The sequence below is a fragment of the Sphingomonas mangrovi genome, from assembly GCF_047975845.1.
Lineage (GTDB): Bacteria > Pseudomonadota > Alphaproteobacteria > Sphingomonadales > Sphingomonadaceae > Sphingomonas.
Window position 1 is genome coordinate 16,734 of record NZ_JBIUCZ010000021.1, and the last position, 17,675, is coordinate 34,408.

At 68.4% G+C, this 17,675-nt stretch carries 13 protein-coding genes; 6 read left to right on the forward strand and 7 right to left on the reverse strand.

The features are described 5' to 3' along the window. Positions 1 to 333: 333 nt before the first annotated feature. Both ACBY01_RS11135 and ACBY01_RS11140 read right to left on the reverse strand, forming a co-directional pair. Positions 334 to 3,015, reverse strand: a complete 2,682-nt coding sequence (locus ACBY01_RS11135; protein WP_416460915.1) for a TonB-dependent receptor domain-containing protein — start codon at positions 3,013 to 3,015, stop codon at positions 334 to 336. Positions 3,016 to 3,083: 68 nt separating this feature from the next. Beyond that, entirely contained in the window at positions 3,084 to 4,667 is a 1,584-nt protein-coding gene (locus ACBY01_RS11140) for a hypothetical protein (RefSeq protein WP_416460916.1), read from the reverse strand. A gap of 261 nt (positions 4,668 to 4,928) precedes the next feature. Here ACBY01_RS11140 and ACBY01_RS11145 point away from each other — a divergent pair, with 261 nt between their 5' ends. Both ACBY01_RS11145 and ACBY01_RS11150 read left to right on the forward strand, forming a co-directional pair. After that, positions 4,929 to 6,482 (forward strand): PAS domain-containing sensor histidine kinase, encoded by a 1,554-nt coding sequence (locus ACBY01_RS11145; protein ID WP_416460917.1) that lies wholly within the window; start codon positions 4,929 to 4,931, stop codon positions 6,480 to 6,482. A gap of 109 nt (positions 6,483 to 6,591) precedes the next feature. Continuing rightward, on the forward strand, positions 6,592 to 8,520 hold the full coding sequence (locus ACBY01_RS11150; protein ID WP_416460918.1) for a putative bifunctional diguanylate cyclase/phosphodiesterase: 1,929 nt from the start codon (positions 6,592 to 6,594) through the stop codon (positions 8,518 to 8,520). A 105-nt stretch (positions 8,521 to 8,625) separates the two neighbouring features. Here the strand turns inward: ACBY01_RS11150 and ACBY01_RS11155 are convergent, their stop codons facing one another. The 5 genes from ACBY01_RS11155 to mutL form a co-directional block, all read right to left on the reverse strand. Beyond that, positions 8,626 to 8,964, reverse strand: a complete 339-nt coding sequence (locus ACBY01_RS11155; RefSeq protein ID WP_416460919.1) for a GFA family protein — start codon at positions 8,962 to 8,964, stop codon at positions 8,626 to 8,628. A 266-nt stretch (positions 8,965 to 9,230) separates the two neighbouring features. Beyond that, positions 9,231 to 9,560, reverse strand: a complete 330-nt coding sequence (locus ACBY01_RS11160; RefSeq protein ID WP_416460920.1) for an SMR family transporter — start codon at positions 9,558 to 9,560, stop codon at positions 9,231 to 9,233. Between the two features lie 271 nt (positions 9,561 to 9,831). Further along, a complete protein-coding gene (locus ACBY01_RS11165) occupies positions 9,832 to 10,524 on the reverse strand; it encodes an alpha/beta hydrolase (protein ID WP_416460921.1) in 693 nt (230 codons plus the stop codon). After that, positions 10,517 to 10,816: a hypothetical protein gene (locus ACBY01_RS11170; protein ID WP_416460922.1), complete on the reverse strand. Its 300-nt coding sequence runs from the start codon at positions 10,814 to 10,816 to the stop codon at positions 10,517 to 10,519. Before ACBY01_RS11170 ends, ACBY01_RS11165 begins: the two co-directional genes overlap by 8 nt. A gap of 386 nt (positions 10,817 to 11,202) precedes the next feature. Next, a complete protein-coding gene (gene mutL, locus ACBY01_RS11175; RefSeq protein ID WP_416460924.1) occupies positions 11,203 to 12,996 on the reverse strand; it encodes a DNA mismatch repair endonuclease MutL in 1,794 nt (597 codons plus the stop codon). 140 nt (positions 12,997 to 13,136) lie between these two features. Here mutL and ACBY01_RS11180 point away from each other — a divergent pair, with 140 nt between their 5' ends. Genes ACBY01_RS11180 through mrdA form a run of 4 tightly spaced genes read left to right on the forward strand, consistent with a single transcriptional unit; the run spans position 13,137 to position 17,665 of the window. Beyond that, complete coding sequence (locus ACBY01_RS11180; RefSeq protein WP_416460926.1) at positions 13,137 to 14,180, forward strand: rod shape-determining protein; 1,044 nt, start codon at positions 13,137 to 13,139, stop codon at positions 14,178 to 14,180. A gap of 16 nt (positions 14,181 to 14,196) precedes the next feature. After that, positions 14,197 to 15,096, forward strand: a complete 900-nt coding sequence (locus ACBY01_RS11185; RefSeq protein ID WP_416460928.1) for a rod shape-determining protein MreC — start codon at positions 14,197 to 14,199, stop codon at positions 15,094 to 15,096. Further along, the gene (gene mreD, locus ACBY01_RS11190) at positions 15,093 to 15,605 is read left to right on the forward strand and encodes a rod shape-determining protein MreD (protein WP_416460929.1); all 513 of its coding nucleotides are present in this window, start codon (positions 15,093 to 15,095) and stop codon (positions 15,603 to 15,605) included. Before ACBY01_RS11185 ends, mreD begins: the two co-directional genes overlap by 4 nt. Continuing rightward, complete coding sequence (gene mrdA / locus ACBY01_RS11195) at positions 15,602 to 17,665, forward strand: penicillin-binding protein 2 (RefSeq protein ID WP_416460930.1); 2,064 nt, start codon at positions 15,602 to 15,604, stop codon at positions 17,663 to 17,665. The genes mreD and mrdA overlap by 4 nt, the downstream gene beginning before the upstream one ends. Positions 17,666 to 17,675 lie beyond the last annotated feature (10 nt).

The window sequence follows — 17,675 nt, forward strand, 5'->3', positions numbered from 1 at the left end:
ATCGCCGCTACGCCTGGCAGCATGTTCCACAAGCAGCATCACCGCATTCACCCTTGTTATTCTCGGGACGATAGGCGGCGGGTCTTTTCGTTTTGCGACAGATACATGCCACTTTGATGACAGGAACTGCGGCGCTGCTGCCGATGGCGCGGCGATAGGGCTGCGACGAGGCGAGGGAAACCGCGAACAGGTCGGTTTCGGAGGGAAGCCACGGGTCGCGCGGCAGATTGGACCAATACCGCCGTCCGGCGTCGGGCCGACGTTCGCGCACTGCAAAAGGGCAGGCACGCGAAACCGCGCGCCTGCCCTTTGCGGTCGTCGAGGCTCGGGTCTTCAGAAAGTGACGCTGGCGCCCAGCGAGAAGACGCGGCCGAGGCGGTAGTTGTTGATGTCGACGCGCTGGCCTTCCGCAAAGGTCTGCGACTCGCGGTAGCGGGTGCCGGTCAGGTTGCGGGCCTCCGCCTTCACCTCGACCGTCGTGCCCAGGATTTCGAAGCCCTGCCGCCCGACCACGTCCAGGCGTATGCCCGGCCGCTCGATCAGATCGGGCAGCCGCACGCCGCCGCCCCCGCCGACCGGACCGCGGTTGGTGACGCGGTCGCTGGCGTAGTTGAACAGCACCGTCAGCTGCGACAGCCGCTCAGTATCCTCCAGCCCAAGCTGAAGGTTCACGAGGTGGTCCGACTGACCGGAAAGCGGCGCGCCGTCCTGGAACAGGATGTTCGCGGCGCGCAGCACCGGCTCGGCACCGCCCTGGATCGGGCTGGCGATCAGGCTGTCGTCGGCTTTGATCTTGGAATCGGTGTAGGTGTAGTTGGCGATCAGCACGAGCCGGCGCGTGGCGAAGAAGTCGCCACCCAGCCCGGCGAGCGACACGTATTTCTGAAACTCGACCTCGCCGCCGAAGAGCCGAGCCGACGGGGCGTTGGCGAAGCCGGTCTGGAGCGTGTCGGTGCCCGCCGGGAAGAAGGCAACCGCCTCGATCGGATCCTCGATCTTCTTGTAGAAGCCGGCGAGCGACAGCCGCTGGTCGCGCGCGAAATACCATTCGAAGCGCGCCTCGCCGTTGTAGAGCTGCGAGTCCTTCAGGAACGGATTGCCGAAGAACAGCCGGTCGCTCTCGAAATCCTGGTAGAGCTGCGGCGCGAGCTCGCGGAACTGCGGGCGGGCGATGGTCTTCGATCCGTGGAAGCGCAGCTGCATGTCCTCGGCGAAGTTCCAGGTGACGGTGGCGGCGGGCAGCCAATAGTCGTTGGCGAGCCGGGTACCGGCGGCACCGCCCGAGGGCTGCACCTCCTCGATCGCATCCTCGTAGCGGACGCCCAGGGTCGCGCGCAGCCCGTCGGCCAGTTCGCCTTCCGCCTGGGCATAGCCGGCGTGGACGCGGAGGCTGGCGCTGTAGGCGGCCGCCCCCTGACCGGTCGACGTGTTGCGCAGGTAGATGCCGTTGGTGAGCACCGTATAGTCGGACAGCAGATAGTCCGGACGCAGCTGCGCGAGCACCGGATCGAGCGCACCGTTGTTCGCCGCCGAATATTGGAAGGTGTAGCGCGTCGAGTCGCGGTCCGTGTCGTTGTAGGCATAGCCGGCCGAGAGCACGATCTCGCGCGCGGCCGGAACGTGCCAGCTGAGGTTCGCCTGCCCCGACCACAAGTCTTCGTCGAGTTCGCTGAACGCGACGCTCGCCGACTGCAGCCCCGACAGGTTGTTGGTGTAGCGCTGCAGCCCCTCGTTGTATTGGTAGGTGAAGGCGCGCTCGTAGGGCGCGTTGCGCTGGGTGTTGGCATATGCGCCGCGCAGGTCGAGCGACAGGTCGCCCAGCTTGAACTCGCCGACCAGCTGGCTGTCGATCAGCTGGCGTTCGAACCAGTTGGTGTTCTGGTTGATGAACGGGTCGATGCCGCCCGGCAGCGTGCCGATGTTGGCGGTGGAGCCGCGCGACAGCCGACCCTGCTTGAGCGTGTCGTGGACGTAGAGGTTGGTGAAGCGAACGCGGTTCTCGCCGAACTCGGCACCCAGGCCGAGCAGCCCGTTCACGATCGCGCGGTTGTCGGTCAACACGGTGTGGAAGTCGCGCAGCAGCCCGCCGTCGGGGCTGTCGCTGACCTGCTGGATCGAGTCGCGCGTGCGCCACGTGTTGCTGAGGCCCGCGGCGGCGATCAGGCCCAGCCGGGTGCCGCCGATGTCCTTGGCGGTGCCGAAGCTGAGCTCGGCCGAATAGTTCGCCGGCAGCTGCGCATTCTCCTGGAGCAGCGTGGTCGGCGCGTTGGACATCTGCGCCAGCCGCTCGGGCGCGAGCGATGCGCCGTCGGCACCGGCGGCGCGGACGAAGCCCGGCACCTTGCGCTCGCCGCTGTCGAATCCGGTCCAGTCGTAGCGGCCGCCGTCGTAGACGTAGCCCAGCTCGCTGGTGGTGACGGTGTCGGCGCTGAGCGATCCGCCGATCTGCAGGAAGCTCTCCTCGGGAACGGCGCGCGTCGTGAGGTTGACGACGCCGCCGCCGAACTCGCCGGGATAGTTCACCGAATAGCTCTTCTGCACCAGCGCCGAGGCGATGACGTTGGTCGGGAAGATGTCGAGCGGCACCACGCGGCGCAGCGGCTCGGGGCTCGGCAGCGGCGATCCGTTGAGCAGCGACGAGGAGTAGCGGTCGCCCAGACCGCGCACGTAGACGAAGCCGTTGCCGACGACCGATAGGCCGGTAACGCGCTGGAGCGCGCCGGCGATGTCGCCCTCGCCCGTGCGGGCGATGTCGGCGGTGGAGAGCACGTTCACCACCTGGGGCGTCGCGCGCACCGCATCGGGAATGTGGCGGCCCACCACGACGATGTCGCCGCCCGTGTCGGCACCGGGAGTCGAAAGCTCCACGTCTTCCTGATCGACGGGGGTGCCGGCGTCCGGCGCCACGGTGGTGGCCGCTGGCGGAGTCGCCGGGGCGGTGGTGGTCTGCGCCTGACCCGGCAGCGCCCAGGCTGTCGAGGCGAGCAAGGTGGTGAGAAACACGGTCTTCTTCATGGCTGCCCCGGCGCTCTGGTCGCAAAGATGGCGTGGGCGGGGACGCGAACGCCCCCGCCCTTTCGGCCTCAGTTCGGAAGTGCGACGCAGCTGTTGCTGGTCGCGAAGGTCGCCCGGTTCGAGCTGCAGGTCCAACCCTGGTACCAGGTGTCGTTCGGCCCGCTGACCGCGCCGACGTAGCTGGTCTTGATGAGGAAGCTGGTTCCGGTCGGGTTGAGCGTCGAGGCGTCGAACGCGGTCGCGGTCGTCGCCGCACCGGCCGGGAAATAGCCGTTGGCGATCAGGCCCGAACCGTTCTCCAGGTTGTTGCTGCCCGCGGCGAACACGGCCCGCTGCTCGGCGGTGGTGACGGTGACGTTGTTCACCGTGGTCTCCGCATATGGCGAGGCGCAGCCGAACAGCACCGAGTCGAACATCGGCGGACCCTGATCCTCCAGCGCGCCGTTGGCCGGGCGGATCGTCGTCTTGCCGTTGCTGTCGGCACCCGCGACGATGTTGAGGCAGGCGACCGGGCTCACCACGATGCCGTTGACGAAGCGCGCGTCGGCGCCGCCGCGGATGCGGATCGCCGCATTGGTCGCGCTCGAGGTGTGGACGAAGGTGAAGTTGGCGAGGTTGTAGCGCTGGCGCGGCAGTGCGTCCTCGTTGTTGTTCGAGTCGATCTCGGTCGCGTAGTTGTCGCTCTGCGTGTTGTTCGGCTTCTGGATCGCGAGCAGGAACTGGACGAAGCCCTGCCAACCCACATCGGTATCCAGGCTGTCGTCGTCCGCGCCGGTCATCACCAGGTAGCGCAGGTTGGTGCGGCCGCCGAAGATCTCGATGCCGTCGTCCGAGCTGTTGTGGACCTGGACGTGGTCGATGGTGGTGCCCGAGCCGGTGCCGCCCAGCGTCAGCCCCTGCAGCTCGTTGTTCGGGCTGATGACGGTGCCCGAATAGCGGATCTGGACGTAGCGGATCGTGCCGCTGTTGTCGGTCGGGATCGCGCCGCCGTACAGCGCGGTGCTGGTGCCCTCGACCACGTTCTCGCACTGCGCGGTGCCCGGCGTCACGGTCGCGTTGCAGTTGGAGATCGGCGCGCGGCCGGCGAGGATGATGCCGCCCCACAGCCCCTGCGACTCGTCGGTGACCTTGCCGGTCAGGTTGTCCTGCGCGGTGAAGATGATCGGCTGGGTCTCGGTGCCTTCCGCGATCAGCCGCGAGCCGCGGTTGACGACCAGGAAGTCGTTATCGGCGTTGGCGGTGTTGGCATAGACGATCGCGCCCGGCGCGATGGTCAGCGTGGCGCTGACGCCGCCCGGCGTATTGCCCGCGCCGCCGATGTCGGCACCGACGTCGACGCGGCCGTTCATCTCGTAGGCGACGCCCGCGACCTTCGGCAGCGACAGCGCCGAGGTGATCTGCGACGGCAGGCGGCAGCTGCGATAGTTGCCGATCACGCCGACGTCGCTGGTCCCGGTCGGGCAGCTCGCGGCAGGCGTTCCGGGCGTCGGGGTCGGCGTGGCGCCTGGGGTCGGGGTCGGCGTGGGCGTTCCCGGGACCACCACCGTGCCCTCGCCGGGCGATGCCACACTCGAGGAACCGTCGCAGCCGGCCAGCGCCATCGCGGCGCAGCTCGTCAGCAGGATCAGGCTCATGCGCTTCAGGTCGGCCATGAAATCTCCGTTCCGGGATACACCCCGGGGCTTGCAGGACAGGCGCGACCGATTGGAGAGGACCTTCCCCCGATCGGCCTCGAGCGCCCTGCTAGGGATTTCAGATGACGGGATGATGCGATTTGCGGGTCAGTTCGGTGACGGGATCGTTACAGCATCGTGACAAGCCGCCTGCGCCGCGGGACGCGCCGGCGTCCCGCCCTGAAACGACGCGCGAAGCGGTGTCTCGCCAAGCACGCCCGGCCGCCCTATGGCTCGGGCATGAGTAGTTCCCCCGGGACCGGCGAGCCCCAGCGTTGCGGCTCGGTCGGCGAAGTCCGCTTCGAGTTGCTGCTGCAGTCGATCCGCGACTATGCGATCTACATGCTCGACGTCGAAGGACGGGTGAGCAGCTGGAACACCGGGGCGGAGCGCTTCAAGGGCTACACCGCCGACGAGATCATCGGCCAGCATTTCTCGCGCTTCTACACGCCCGAGGATCGCGAGAAGGGGATCCCCGCACTCGCGCTCCGGACCGCGCTCGAACAAGGGAAGTTCGAGGCCGAGGGCTGGCGGGTGCGCAAGGACGGCACGCCGTTCTGGACCAGCGTGGTCATCGATCCGGTCTATGGCGAGGACGGCCGCCATCTCGGCTTCGCCAAGGTCACCCGCGACATCAGCGAGCGGCGGCGCGCGCAGGAAGAGATCGAGCGCACCCGCCAGGCGCTGTCGCAGGCGCAGAAGATGGAGGCGATCGGCCGGCTTACCGGGGGCGTCGCGCACGACTTCAACAACCTGCTGACGGTGATCCGCTCCTCGGCGGACCTGCTCCAGCGCCCCGACCTGCCGGAGGAGAAGCGGGCGCGCTACGTGCAGGCGATCGCCGACACCGCCGACCGGGCGGCGCGGATCACCGGGCAACTGCTGGCCTTCGCCCGCCGCCAGCCGCTCCGCCCCGAGCGCTTCGCCGTGGCGGAGCGCGTGCGCGGCATGGAGCAGATCCTGGGCACCACGCTGGGCGACACGGCCGCGCTGACCATCGACATCGCCGACGCGGTCGGATCGGTCGAGGCCGATCCAAGCCAGTTCGAAACCGCGATCCTCAACCTCGTCATCAACGCGCGCGATGCCATGCCCGACGGCGGCAGCGTCCGCATCACCGCGGCGCGCACCGATGCCATCCCCGCGATCCGCGGCCACGCCGCCGCGCACGGCGCGTTCGTCGAGGTCGCGGTGGCGGACACCGGATCGGGCATCGCGCCCGAGACGCTGGAGCGCATCTTCGAGCCCTTCTTCACCACCAAGCCGGTAAACAAAGGCACCGGGCTCGGGCTCAGCCAGATCTACGGCTTCGCCAAACAGTCGGGCGGCGACATCGCCGTCGCCAGTCGCGCCGGCGAAGGCAGCCGCTTCAGCCTGTTCCTCCCCTGCGCCGAGGAAGCGCCGAGCGACGGGGCGGAGGCGGCGGGCGATCGTCCCACGCCGATTCCGGCGCGCCACGTCCTGCTGGTCGAGGACAACGAGACGGTGGGCGAGTGCGCGGGCATGCTGCTCGCCGAACTCGGCCAGACCGTCCGCTGGGCGAAGAGCGGCGCGGAGGCGCTGCAGGTCCTGGAGGAGGACGGCGAGCGCTTCGACCTCGTCTTCTCCGACGTGGTGATGCCCGGCATGGACGGCATCACCCTGGGGCAGCAGCTCCGCCGGCGCTGGCCGGCGCTGCGCGTGGTGCTGACCAGCGGCTACAGCCACGTTCTCGCCGAGGACGGGCACCACGGCTTTGCGGTGGTGCAGAAACCCTATTCGCTCGACGTGCTGCGGCGCATGCTGGTGGCATAGGTCCGAATGCGCGGCACCCAATGCCGCTATGTCCAAAGAAGTGCACAAGAAATTCTAAACCGATTACGGTGCAAGGCAGCCAAGTGACACGGCTGCGAGTTACATGACGATGATCGGTCGGCTGTTTCCTTTGCCGGCGCTTGCGCGACCGGAGACCGACCAACTGCTGGTCGAGCAGTATCTCTCGCTGCGCCGACAGATTCCGTTGATGTACCTGTTGCTGGTCTGCAACGTGGCGTTCCTCGCCGGCATTACGATCGGCGAAGTGCCGTTCCTGCTATCGCCGGGCGTCCCGGGTCTCTTGTCGGTGCTGGTCGCGGCACGCGGGGCGATCTGGTTCCTGCGGCGGCGGCATGCGCCGCCGACGGAGATCCGGCGCCATCTGCGCACCACCATTTTCCTGGCGGGTTTCCTCAGCCTCGTGCTCGGCGGCTGGGGGCTGGTGATGCTCGAAGCGGTCACGCCGGAGCATCGCCTGGCGGTGGTGCTCTACATCTTCGTCGGCTCGATCGGCACCTGCTACTGCCTGCAGGCCCTGCCCCACGCCGCCTATCTCGCGCTGCTGTTCGGGACGATGCCGGTGACGCTGCGCCTGCTGCTCTCGGGCGATCTCTACCAGATCGGGATCGGCACCAATCTGGCGCTGGTCGCGCTGCTGATCGCGGCGACCATGACCGCCAACTACGCGCGCTTCACCCAGGTCCTGCGCTCGCGCTCGGAGATGCTCGCCGAACAGGAGCGCGCGCGCCATGCCGAACAGACCGCGCAGGAGCTCGCCTATCGCGATCCGCTGACCGCGCTACCCAACCGGCGCGCGCTCAACGAGCGGCTCGAACCGCTGCACGCGCTCGGCCCCACCGCCGGCCCGCTCGCGCTGATGATCCTCGACCTCGACCTTTTCAAGGGCGTCAACGACGTCCACGGCCATGCCGCCGGCGACCGGCTGCTGCAGGCGGTCGCGCATCGGCTCCAGCGGCTCGTCGGCGCGTGCGGCACGGCCTATCGGCTCGGCGGCGACGAGTTCGCGGTGACGCTCGACCGATCCTCCGGCGACCGCCAGGGAACGCAGCGGCTGGCGGCGCAACTGGTACAGGAGCTTTCGGCGCCCTTCCTGATCGAAGGGCTGTCGCACTATATCGGCGCCAGCATCGGCCTGTCCTTCTTCCCGGAAGATGCCGGCGACCTGTCGACGCTGATGCGCCGCGCGGACATCGCGCTCTATCGCGCCAAGGCCGAGGGGCGCTCGCGCGTGCTGGCATTCGAGCCCTCGATGGATGCCGAGATCACCCGCCGCTCGCTGCTCGAGCGCGAGTTGCGCCGCGATCTCGCCGACGACGCCTTCCAGCCTCATTTCCAGCCGATCGTGGAGCTCGCCTCGGGGCGGATCAGCGGGTTCGAGATGCTCGCGCGCTGGCACCGCGCCGATGGTGCCGCGGTCGGTCCGGATCAGTTTATCCCGATCGCCGAGGAAAGCGGACTGGTCGACGCGCTGATGATGCAGCTGCTCGAACGCGCCTGCGCGGTCGCCGCGACCTGGCCGTCCGACCTGCTGCTGTCGATCAACGTCTCGCCGATCCAGCTCAAGGATCCGCGGTTCGGCGACACCGTCCTGGCGCTGCTCGCCCGAACCGGCTTCCCGCCGCAGCGCATCGCGGTGGAGATCACCGAGAACGCGATCATCGCCGAGCCGGTCAACGCGCGCATCGCGATCGGCACGCTGAAGGATCGCGGCATGCAGCTGGTGCTCGACGATTTCGGCACCGGCTTCTCGTCGCTCCAGCATCTGCGCATGCTGCCGTTCGACAAGCTCAAGATCGACAAGTCCTATGTCCAGGACATGGAAACCGACCCCGAGGCGCACAAGCTGGTGCATGCGATCGTCGAACTCACCGCGGTTCTCGGGCTGGGCGTGGTGGCCGAGGGCGTCGAAACCGCCGCGGCGCTCGACGCGCTGCGCGCGCTCGGCTGCCGCGAGGGCCAGGGCTATTGGTTCGGCCGCCCCACCGACGCCGCCGGCGTCCGCGCCCTGCTGGGGTAGCGGACGAGCGCTTTCCGTTTGACGGGGCACGTGCGCGACCAACGCGGATAGTCCCGTCGCGCTTCGGTAGGTTCTGGCTGGAAAGCTGGTAGCGGACGACCTGGCCTAGTAGCTGGCGCCATCGACCAACCGGTGCGGGAGGTCGCCCCAGAGCGCGGGATCGAACATCCTGAGGTTGATCCCCATGCGCAGATACGTGGGATCCGTCGACGTCCAATGCGTCGTGCATCCGCAGGTAGGGCAATGCCACAGGTCGAGCGCGCAATCGCCCTGCTGATACGCGATCCCCGCACCGAGCACCGTCACAGCGTCGGGCACGCAATAGTGCCACAGTCCGGCAGTACGCCGGCATATCGAGCAGTTGCACTCGGCCACCTCAGACGGCGTCTCGTAGAGGGTGAGCCGAAGCTGGCCGCAATGGCAATTCCCGTGATGCTCGGTCATCCGCACCCTCTCCGCTTTAGTCTTCCCGCTTTATTAGACTGTCTCACCTGAGCTTAACATCCGTAAGCGAAGCGCATCGTGTTGCTCGCCCGCAGCTGGCCAAGCCGACCGGAAGTGGCTGGGAAGCAGACTGGCGGCTCTCGAGAACGCGGATGCTGTTAATTGCCATCCCGAGGCCGCGGTTCTGTCCCGAAAGCGATGCTGTTTTCGGGAATATCTGGGTTCGACGGTAAAACAGACGGTGGGAATCTGCTTCAACACGCACCTTAATGCCCGGTCGCTTTGGAGAAGACGTTCATCACGACCACTCCACAGATGATAAGCCCCATCCCTATCATAGCCGGAGCGTCGAGTTTCTGCCCGTGAAACACTGCCGCAGCGGTCGCGATCAGGACGATGCCTGCCCCAGACCAAATGGCATAGGCAATGCCGGTAGGTATCGTTTTGAGCGTTTGCGAAAGGCAGAAGAACGCGATGGCGTAAGCAACAGCCGTGATGAGGCTAGGCACTAGCCTGGTGAAGCCTTCGGACTGCTTCATAACCGTGGTGCCGATCACCTCGGAAATGATCGCTGCAGCAAGAAAAACGTACTTCATGGTCGGCTCCACTCGCCGGATCAGCGGGCCAGCGCGTACGCGAAGCACCCCCTGAACCAGTCAGGTTGATGCCGTGGCAGGGAAGAATCCGCGTAGCGGATGCAGGAGACACCACCCTGCCACTCTATTCTCGGCACACTGCCTTTACCCCACCGTCAGGCGGGGGTCACCTCTGCCGATGGGCGTTTGCAGCTATTGGCCTTTGCAACAAAGGAACGGCCAGTGAGACGGCGAAGGTGTCCCTATCGGAATCGAGTTTCGGGAAAAGGCTTCAACTCCAAAGGGCTTCGCCAAATCGCGATACCTCGGCCGCGATGTCCTGATCCTCCGGTGTATTCCCCTGAAACCCACCGTGCGGCATCCCCTCGAAGACGTGCAGTTCGGCATCTACATGTGCCCGGCGCAATGCACGGTGCATCCGTACCGCGTTGGACAGAAAAAGGTCGCGCGTTCCCGATTGGAGGAAGGTCGGCGGAAAGCCGGTAAGGTCGCCGAACAGCGGGGACAGATAAGGATGCGACAGGTCGGCGCCGCCGGCATACAGCCGGTTGTTCCGCATGAGCGATCCAGGCAGCACAACATCGACCATCTGGTTGACTTCGAAGCTGTCACCCGACTCGGTCAGGTCCACCTGCGGCGACAGCAGGATCATCCCGGCAGGCATGGGCAGCCCTTCGTCCCGACCGCGCAGCAGCATCGCCGCCGCGAGATTACCGCCCGCCGATCGTCCGCCCACGATGATATTTGACGGCGCATGGCGTTCCAGCACGTAGCGATAGGCCGCCAATGCATCATCCAGCGCAGCCGGATAAGGATGCTCGGGCGGCATCCGGTAATCGACGCCGTAGCAAACCGCCCCATGCTGGTCAGCCTGCATCCGTGCCTGCGCCCTGCAAGCCTCGCCCCCGCCCACTACCAGCGCCCCGCCATGGAAATCCAGATAGGCGCAACCCGGCTTAAGCACGGTTTCGGGCGTCGCGATATGGACTGTGGCGTCGTCGGTCCGGATAGCCTCGACGCTTGCCCGCAATGTACCGGCGAGGGCCTTGACTGCAGCCGCATAGTCCGTCCGCCGCCGCCTTGACCTTCATCCACCCGGCATAATCGTCGGGAAGCGGCATCGCATAGAGCGCGTTCAGCGGCACGCCATCGTCGTTCACCTGCCGTTCGAGGCTGGCACGCGCCTCCGGACTGATGGATGCTGGGAAGGGGATCAGACGGCCTTGCACCGCGACGCCATGTTTTTGGTCGCTCATTTGGATACGCTACTCTCAACACCGACAGGTTGCAGGTCAGCGCAAGTGGTCACAGCGCCCCTATATGCTACCCCTTAGCGCCTCACCCATCATTTCCGCAAAGGAACGTGCCGTGGGGAGGCGACCCCGCCGTTTGCTCCCATAGACGTCCGGGGCATCCGCTCTTTCCAGTATCTGTTCCCGATTGCTCTTTCCCAAGATCGCCGCTCGGCGATGGAGAACGGGACTGAGCGCGCTGAACGCTTGGGTACGAGGATTGCCGAACCGAGTGTTCTGGCCTGGGTCGGAAGCGGGCATCTCACGCCCGATGTCTGGATTGTGACCCCGCCAACTAGACTCCCCTGACAGCGGACCCAGTCGCCGACACGAAACCTCGTGCAGGACAGTCACTTCCGCCCGAACAGCTTCTCCACGTCCGCCATCGACAGTTTCACCCAGGTCGGGCGACCGTGGTTGCACTGGCCGGAATGCGGCGTCACCTCCATCTCGCGCAGCAAGGCGTTCATTTCGGCGACCGCCAGTACCCGGCCCGCGCGCACCGATCCGTGGCACGCCATCGTGGCGGCGACGTGGTCGAGCCGCTCCTTGAGGCTGAGGGCGGTGTCGTGCGCCGCCAGCTCGTCGGCTAGGTCGGTGACCAGCCCGGCGATGTCGCTCTTGCCGAGCAGCGCCGGCGTCGCGCGCACCAGCATCGCGCGCGGGCCGAAGCGTTCGAGCTCCAGCCCGAACTCGGCGAGTTCGGCGCTCCGCTCCTCCAGCCGGTCGCAGGCGGGCTCGTCGAGTTCGACCACCTCGGGCAGCAGCAGCGCCTGCGCGGCGACGCCGCCTTCGGCCAGCGCGCGGCGCATGCGTTCGAGCACGAGCCGCTCGTGCGCGGCGTGCTGGTCGACCAGCACCAGACCATCTTCCGCCTCGGCGACGATATAGGTCTTGGCCACCTGCCCGCGCGCGACGCCCAGCGGGTGCGAGACGGTGGCCGGCACCGGCGCCTCCGCCACTTCGGCGCGTGCCTGCAGCGGCTGCGGCGTGAAGAAGCCGGTGCGCGGCTCGTGGAACGCCGGCACCGGAACATAGCCCGCGCGCTCCTGCCCTGCCGCTACGGCAGCCGCGAACAGCGCGCCTTCCGGCATCGCCGGCGCCACCGGTTCCTGCTGCCACGCCGCGAGCGCATCCGCCTGCGGCCGCTGCACGACGCGGTGCCCGGCGGCGTCGAGCGAGCGGCGCAGGCCGCCGACGATCAGCCCGCGCGCCAGCGCCGGGTCGCGGAAGCGCACCTCGGTCTTGGCGGGATGGACGTTGACGTCGATCTGGTCGGGCGGCACTTCCAAGAACAGCGCCACCACCGCGTGGCGGTCGCGCGCCAGCATCTCGCCATAGGCGCCGCGCACCGCACCGGCGAGCAGCCGATCCTTCACCGGCCGGCCGTTGACGAACAGATACTGGTGGTCGGCGATGCCTCGGTTGAAGGTCGGCAGCCCCGCGACCCCGCCCAGCCGCAGCCCCTCGCGGACATAGTCGATCGCGACGCTGTTGTCGGCGAGCGCGCGATCGACCAGCCCCGCCACCCGCTCGGGCTGGGTCTCGCCGCCCTGCACCGCCAGCGCCCGCCTGCCGTCGTGCTCGAGCGAAAAGGCGATGTCGGGGCGCGCCATCGCCAGCCGCCGCACCGCGTCCAGGCAGGCGGCGAACTCCGAACGCGGCGTGCGCAGGAACTTGCGGCGCGCCGGCACGCGCGCGAACAACCCCTCGACGCGGATGCGGGTGCCCGGCGGCACCGCGGCCGGCCCCTCCGCCTCGACCCGGCCGTTGTCGACCGTGCGCATCCAGCCGGCGCTGCCGCGCGGGCGGCTCTCCATCGTCAGCCGCGCGACGCTGGCGATCGAGGGCAGCGCCTCGCCGCGAAACCCCAGCGTCTCGACCGCCTCGATGCGTTCGTCGGGCAGCTTGGAGGTCGCATGGCGCTCCAGCGCGAGCGCCATGTCGGACGGAGACATGCCGCAGCCGTCGTCCGTCACCTCGATCAGGTCGATGCCGCCGCTGGCGATCCGGACTTCGATCCGGGCGGCGCCCGCATCGATCGCGTTTTCGACCAGTTCTTTCAGCGCGCTGGCGGGGCGTTCCACCACTTCGCCGGCGGCGATGCGGTTGACGAGATGCTCGGGCAGGCGTCGTATTGACATGGGTGCCGCTCTAGCCCAAGCGGCGCCATCCCGCGACCCGCATCCGCCAGCGTACATCGGCCGGAGACATCCGGTCGCCGGGTCCGGTACAGGTGCGAACAGCCGCGACGGGGGCGACGCGGCGATAGACGGAACAACTGATGGCGCTCTTCTCTCGCTTCTTCAAATTCATGTCGCACGACATGGCGATCGACCTCGGCACCGCGAACACCGTCGTCTACCTGCGCGGCCGGGGCGTGGTGCTCAACGAGCCGTCGGTGGTCGCGGTCGAGACGCTCAACGGCGTCAAGAAGGTCAAGGCGGTCGGCGACGACGCCAAGCTGATGATGGGCAAGACGCCGGGCTCGATCGAGGCGATCCGCCCGCTGCGCGACGGCGTCATCGCCGACATCGATGTCGCCGAGCAGATGATCAAGCACTTCATCGAGAAGGTGCACGGCAAGCGCCGCTTCGTGCGCTGGCCGCAGATCGTGATCTGCGTGCCGTCGGGCTCAACCTCGGTCGAGCGCCGCGCGATTCGCGACGCCGCGTCCAATGCCGGCGCGAGCCAGGTGTTCCTGATCGAGGAGCCGATGGCGGCCGCGATCGGCGCCGACATGCCGGTGACCGAGCCGATCGGCTCGATGGTGGTCGACATCGGCGGCGGCACCACCGAAGTCGCGGTGCTCTCGCTGCGCGGCCTCGCCTATTCCACCTCGGTGCGCGTCGGCGGCGACAAGATGGACGAGGCGATCGTCTCCTACGTCCGCCGCAACCACAATCTGCTGATCGGCGAAGCGACCGCCGAGCGCATCAAGCAGGAAGTCGGCACCGCGAAGCCGCCGGCCGACGGCATCGGCGCGGTCATCCACATCAAGGGCCGCGACCTCGTCAACGGCGTGCCCAAGGAGATCCAGATCAACCAGGGCCAGATCGCGGAAGCGCTCGCCGAGCCGGTCAACACGATCGTCGAGGGCGTCCGGATCGCGCTGGAGAACACCGCGCCCGAGCTCGCCGCCGACATCGTCGACCAGGGCATCGTCCTCACCGGCGGCGGCGCGCTGCTGCAGGGGATCGACGAGGTGCTGCGCGACGAGACCGGGCTGCCGGTTTCGGTCGCCGAGGATCCGCTGACCTGCGTCGCGCTCGGCACCGGCCGGGCGCTTGAGGACGATATCTACCGGGGCGTGCTGCTCGCGGTCTGATGGGGGGTTGCCGGCGATGGCGCCGCAACGCGACCGGCGCCCGGGCTTTTCGCGCCGGGCACAATATGGGCTGTTCCTGGGCTATGTCGCGGCGGCGGCAGGGGCGCTGATCGGCGCTGCCCTGCTGCTGCTGTCGACGTTCGACCCGCCGGCGTTCGCCGCGCTGCGCGGAGTCGTGCGCGAGGGCACGGCGCCGGTGTCGCTCGGCTTGCGCAACCTGCGCGACGGCGTCGCCGGCATCCCGGGCTCGATCGGCGACCATTTCCGCGTGATGGGCGAGAATCGCGAGCTGCGCGCCCAGGTACAGCGCGACGCCGCGCTGGTGCAGCGCGCGCGGCTGCTGGTGCGCGAGAACGAGCGCCTGCGCATCCTGCTGCGCGTCCAGGAACTGCCCACCCGCACCGTCGCCACCGCGCGGCTGGTGAGTTCGTCCGCCTCGTCCACGCGCCGCTACGCCGTGCTCGCGGTCGGCCATGCACAGGGCGTGCGCTCGGGCCAGCCGGTGCTGGGGCCCGAGGGACTGCTCGGCCGCGTCGTCGAGACCAGCCCCCATACCGCGCGCGTCGTGCTGCTGACCGATCCCGACAGCGTGATCCCGGTGCGCCGTACCCGCGACGGATTGCCGGCGATCGCCAACGGACGCGGCGACGGCATGGTCGACGTGCGCTCCGCCAACATCGCCAACGCGCCGTTCCTGGCCGGCGACGTGTTCGTGACGTCCGGCATCGGCGGCATCTATCCGCCGGGCATTCCGGTTGCGCGCGTGCTCCAGAACGCGCGCGACACCGCCGCCTCGCGCGTGTTCGCCCAGCCAGACCGCGCCGACTTCGCGATGGTGCTGGAGACCTTCCTGCCCCCCGCCCCGCCCCCTCAGCCGGTGCCGACGCCCGCGCCGGAGGCGGAGACCGCATCGTGAGCGCGCTGGTGCCGATCGAACTGGCGGTTCCCGAGCCGCGCTACCGCTACTGGCGTCCCGCGGTGGCGATGGTGATGCTCGGATCGCTGCTCACGATCGTGCCGCTGGTCGCGACCGTGCCGTTCCTGCCGCCGTTCGGGCTGATCGGGCTGCTCGCCTGGCGGCTGTTCCGATCCAACGCGCTGCCGGTGTGGTCGGCGGCGCCGCTCGGGCTGTTCGACGATCTGGTGAGCGGCCAGCCGATGGGCAGCGCGACGCTGCTCTGGTCGCTGTGCCTGCTCGCCCTCGACCTGCTCGACACGCGGCTGGTGCAGCGCGACTTCTGGCAGGACTGGGTGATCGCGACCGCGGCGATCGCGCTCTACATCGCGCTCTGTCGGGTGTTCGCCGGCACGCTGTCCGCCTATGTCGACGGGCCGCTGCTGATCCAGACCGCGCTGGCGGGGCTGACGTTCCCCGCGGCGACGCGGCTGTGCGCGTGGCAGCACCGGCGGAGCGCGAAAAAATGAGCCGGCTGCTCGGCGGTCCCACCCGAGTCGTCACCGAGGCGGCACAAGCCTATACCTTCTCGCGCCGCGCCTTCGCGCTCGGCGCGATCCAGGGCGGCATCGGGTTGCTGCTCGCCGGCCGCATGGGCTGGCTCGCGGTCGCCGAGAACGAGCATTACGAGCTGATGGCCGAGAGCAACCGCGTCAACATGACACTGGTGCCGCCGCGCCGCGGCTGGATCGTCGATCGCAACGGCGCCCCGATCGCCAACAACCGCACCGACTTCCGCGTCGACGTCATCCCCGGCCGGCTGAAGGATCCGCCGCGTGTGCTGGCGATGCTGCGCGACCTGCTCGCGCTGACGCCGGAGGACATGGAGCGGATCGAAACCGACCTGGAGCGCAGCCGCGGGCTGCAGCCTGTGCAGGTGGCGGAGAACCTGCCGTGGGAGCGCTATGCCGCGCTCAGCGTCCGCCTGCCCGACCTGCCCGGCGTGGTGCCGGCGCGCGGCTTCTCGCGCAACTATCCGCTGGGCGCCGCGGTCGCGCACCTGACCGGCTATGTCGGCGCCGCCTCGGCCGAACAATATCAGGAGACCAAGAACCGGCTGCTCATCACGCCGGGGTTCAAGCTGGGCAAGGACGGGCTCGAAAAGGCGCTCGAGATGCGTCTGCGCGGCATCCCTGGCGAGCGGCGGGTCGAGGTCACCGCCCGCGGCGAGCCGGTGCGCGAGCTCGCAACGCGCCCGGATCGACCCGGCCAGACGGTCCGCCTGACGATCGACGCCGGACTGCAGGAATATACCGCGCGCAGGCTCGGCACCAATTCGGGCGCGGCGGTGGTGATCGACTGCCTCACCGGCGACATCCTGGCGATGGTGTCGATGCCCGCCTACGATCCCAACAGCTTTTCCGACGGCATCGGCCGGCTCGAATGGAAGATGCTGTCGGAAAACGATCACATCCCGCTGATGAACAAGGTCCTTCAGGGACTCTACCCGCCGGGATCGACGGTCAAGCCGATGAACGCGCTCGCGCTGTTGCAAGCGGGCGTGCACCCGCAGGAGACGGTGCATTGCTCGGGCGCGCTGCGCGTCGGCACCGGCGTATTCCACTGTCACAAGCGCGGCGGTCATGGCGCGGTCAACATGCGCTATGCCGTGGCGCAGAGCTGCGACATCTATTTCTACGAAATGGCACGCCGCTTCGGCTACGACATGTTCGCGCCGGTCGCGCGTTCGCTGGGGATGGGACAGACGTTCGACCTGCCCTTCTCGTCACAGCGCTACGGCACCGTCCCGGACTCCAAGTGGAAGCTGAAGAAATACGGCAAACCGTGGACGGTGGCGGATTCGCTCAACGCCTCGATCGGTCAGGGCGACGTGCTCGCCAATCCGCTCCAGCTCGCGGTGATGGCGTCGCGGCTCGCCTCGGGCCGCGCGCTCCAGCCGCGGCTGCTGATCGACGGCCCCGCGCCCGCCGCACCGGCGCTCTCGGCGACGCCCGAGCAGATGGCGATCGTGCGCGACGCGATGTTCGCGGTGGTCAACGGCGGCGGCACCGGCGGCGCGGCGCGGATGCAGGTGCCCGGCGTCACCATCGCCGGCAAGACCGGCAGCGCCCAGGTCCGCCGCATCACCATGGCCGAGCGTCGCTCGGGCGTGCTCAAGAACGGGCAGCTGCCGTTCAAGCTGCGCGACCACGCGCTGTTCATCTGCTTCTCCTCGGCCGACAATCCGCGCTATGCAGCGGGCATCGTCCTCGAGCACAACGCCCACCTGATCCGCAATCTCGACACGCCGATCATCGCGCGCGACATCCTGACCTATCTCTACGACCGCGAGCGCGCGATGAAGACGCTCGCCGAGTTCGAGCCGACCTGGGGCGGCGACATCGCCACGCGCATGCGCGCCGAAAGCGCCGCCTTCCAGGCCGCGCATGCCGCGGCGCAGGTCGCGCCGGCCCCGGCGACGGTCGACACGCCTGACGCGGTCGGCAACGCCGTCGATGCGGCGATCGCCAGCGAAGCGCCTCCCGACCCCGCGGTGGCGCAGTCCCCGACCCACCAGCGCTCCGAATGAGCAGCCCCCG

Bases quoted from the DNA above. Each gene is read 5' to 3' on its own strand.
- ACBY01_RS11135 (WP_416460915.1), bottom strand. From the start codon at position 3,015: ATGAAGAAGACCGTGTTTCTCACCACCTTGCTCGCCTCGACAGCCTGG.
- ACBY01_RS11140 (WP_416460916.1), bottom strand. From the start codon at position 4,667: ATGGCCGACCTGAAGCGCATGAGCCTGATCCTGCTGACGAGCTGCGCC.
- ACBY01_RS11145 (WP_416460917.1), top strand. From the start codon at position 4,929: ATGAGTAGTTCCCCCGGGACCGGCGAGCCCCAGCGTTGCGGCTCGGTC.
- ACBY01_RS11150 (WP_416460918.1), top strand. From the start codon at position 6,592: ATGATCGGTCGGCTGTTTCCTTTGCCGGCGCTTGCGCGACCGGAGACC.
- ACBY01_RS11155 (WP_416460919.1), bottom strand. From the start codon at position 8,964: ATGACCGAGCATCACGGGAATTGCCATTGCGGCCAGCTTCGGCTCACC.
- ACBY01_RS11160 (WP_416460920.1), bottom strand. From the start codon at position 9,560: ATGAAGTACGTTTTTCTTGCTGCAGCGATCATTTCCGAGGTGATCGGC.
- ACBY01_RS11170 (WP_416460922.1), bottom strand. From the start codon at position 10,816: ATGAGCGACCAAAAACATGGCGTCGCGGTGCAAGGCCGTCTGATCCCC.
- mutL (WP_416460924.1), bottom strand. From the start codon at position 12,996: ATGTCAATACGACGCCTGCCCGAGCATCTCGTCAACCGCATCGCCGCC.
- ACBY01_RS11180 (WP_416460926.1), top strand. From the start codon at position 13,137: ATGGCGCTCTTCTCTCGCTTCTTCAAATTCATGTCGCACGACATGGCG.
- ACBY01_RS11185 (WP_416460928.1), top strand. From the start codon at position 14,197: ATGGCGCCGCAACGCGACCGGCGCCCGGGCTTTTCGCGCCGGGCACAA.
- mrdA (WP_416460930.1), top strand. From the start codon at position 15,602: ATGAGCCGGCTGCTCGGCGGTCCCACCCGAGTCGTCACCGAGGCGGCA.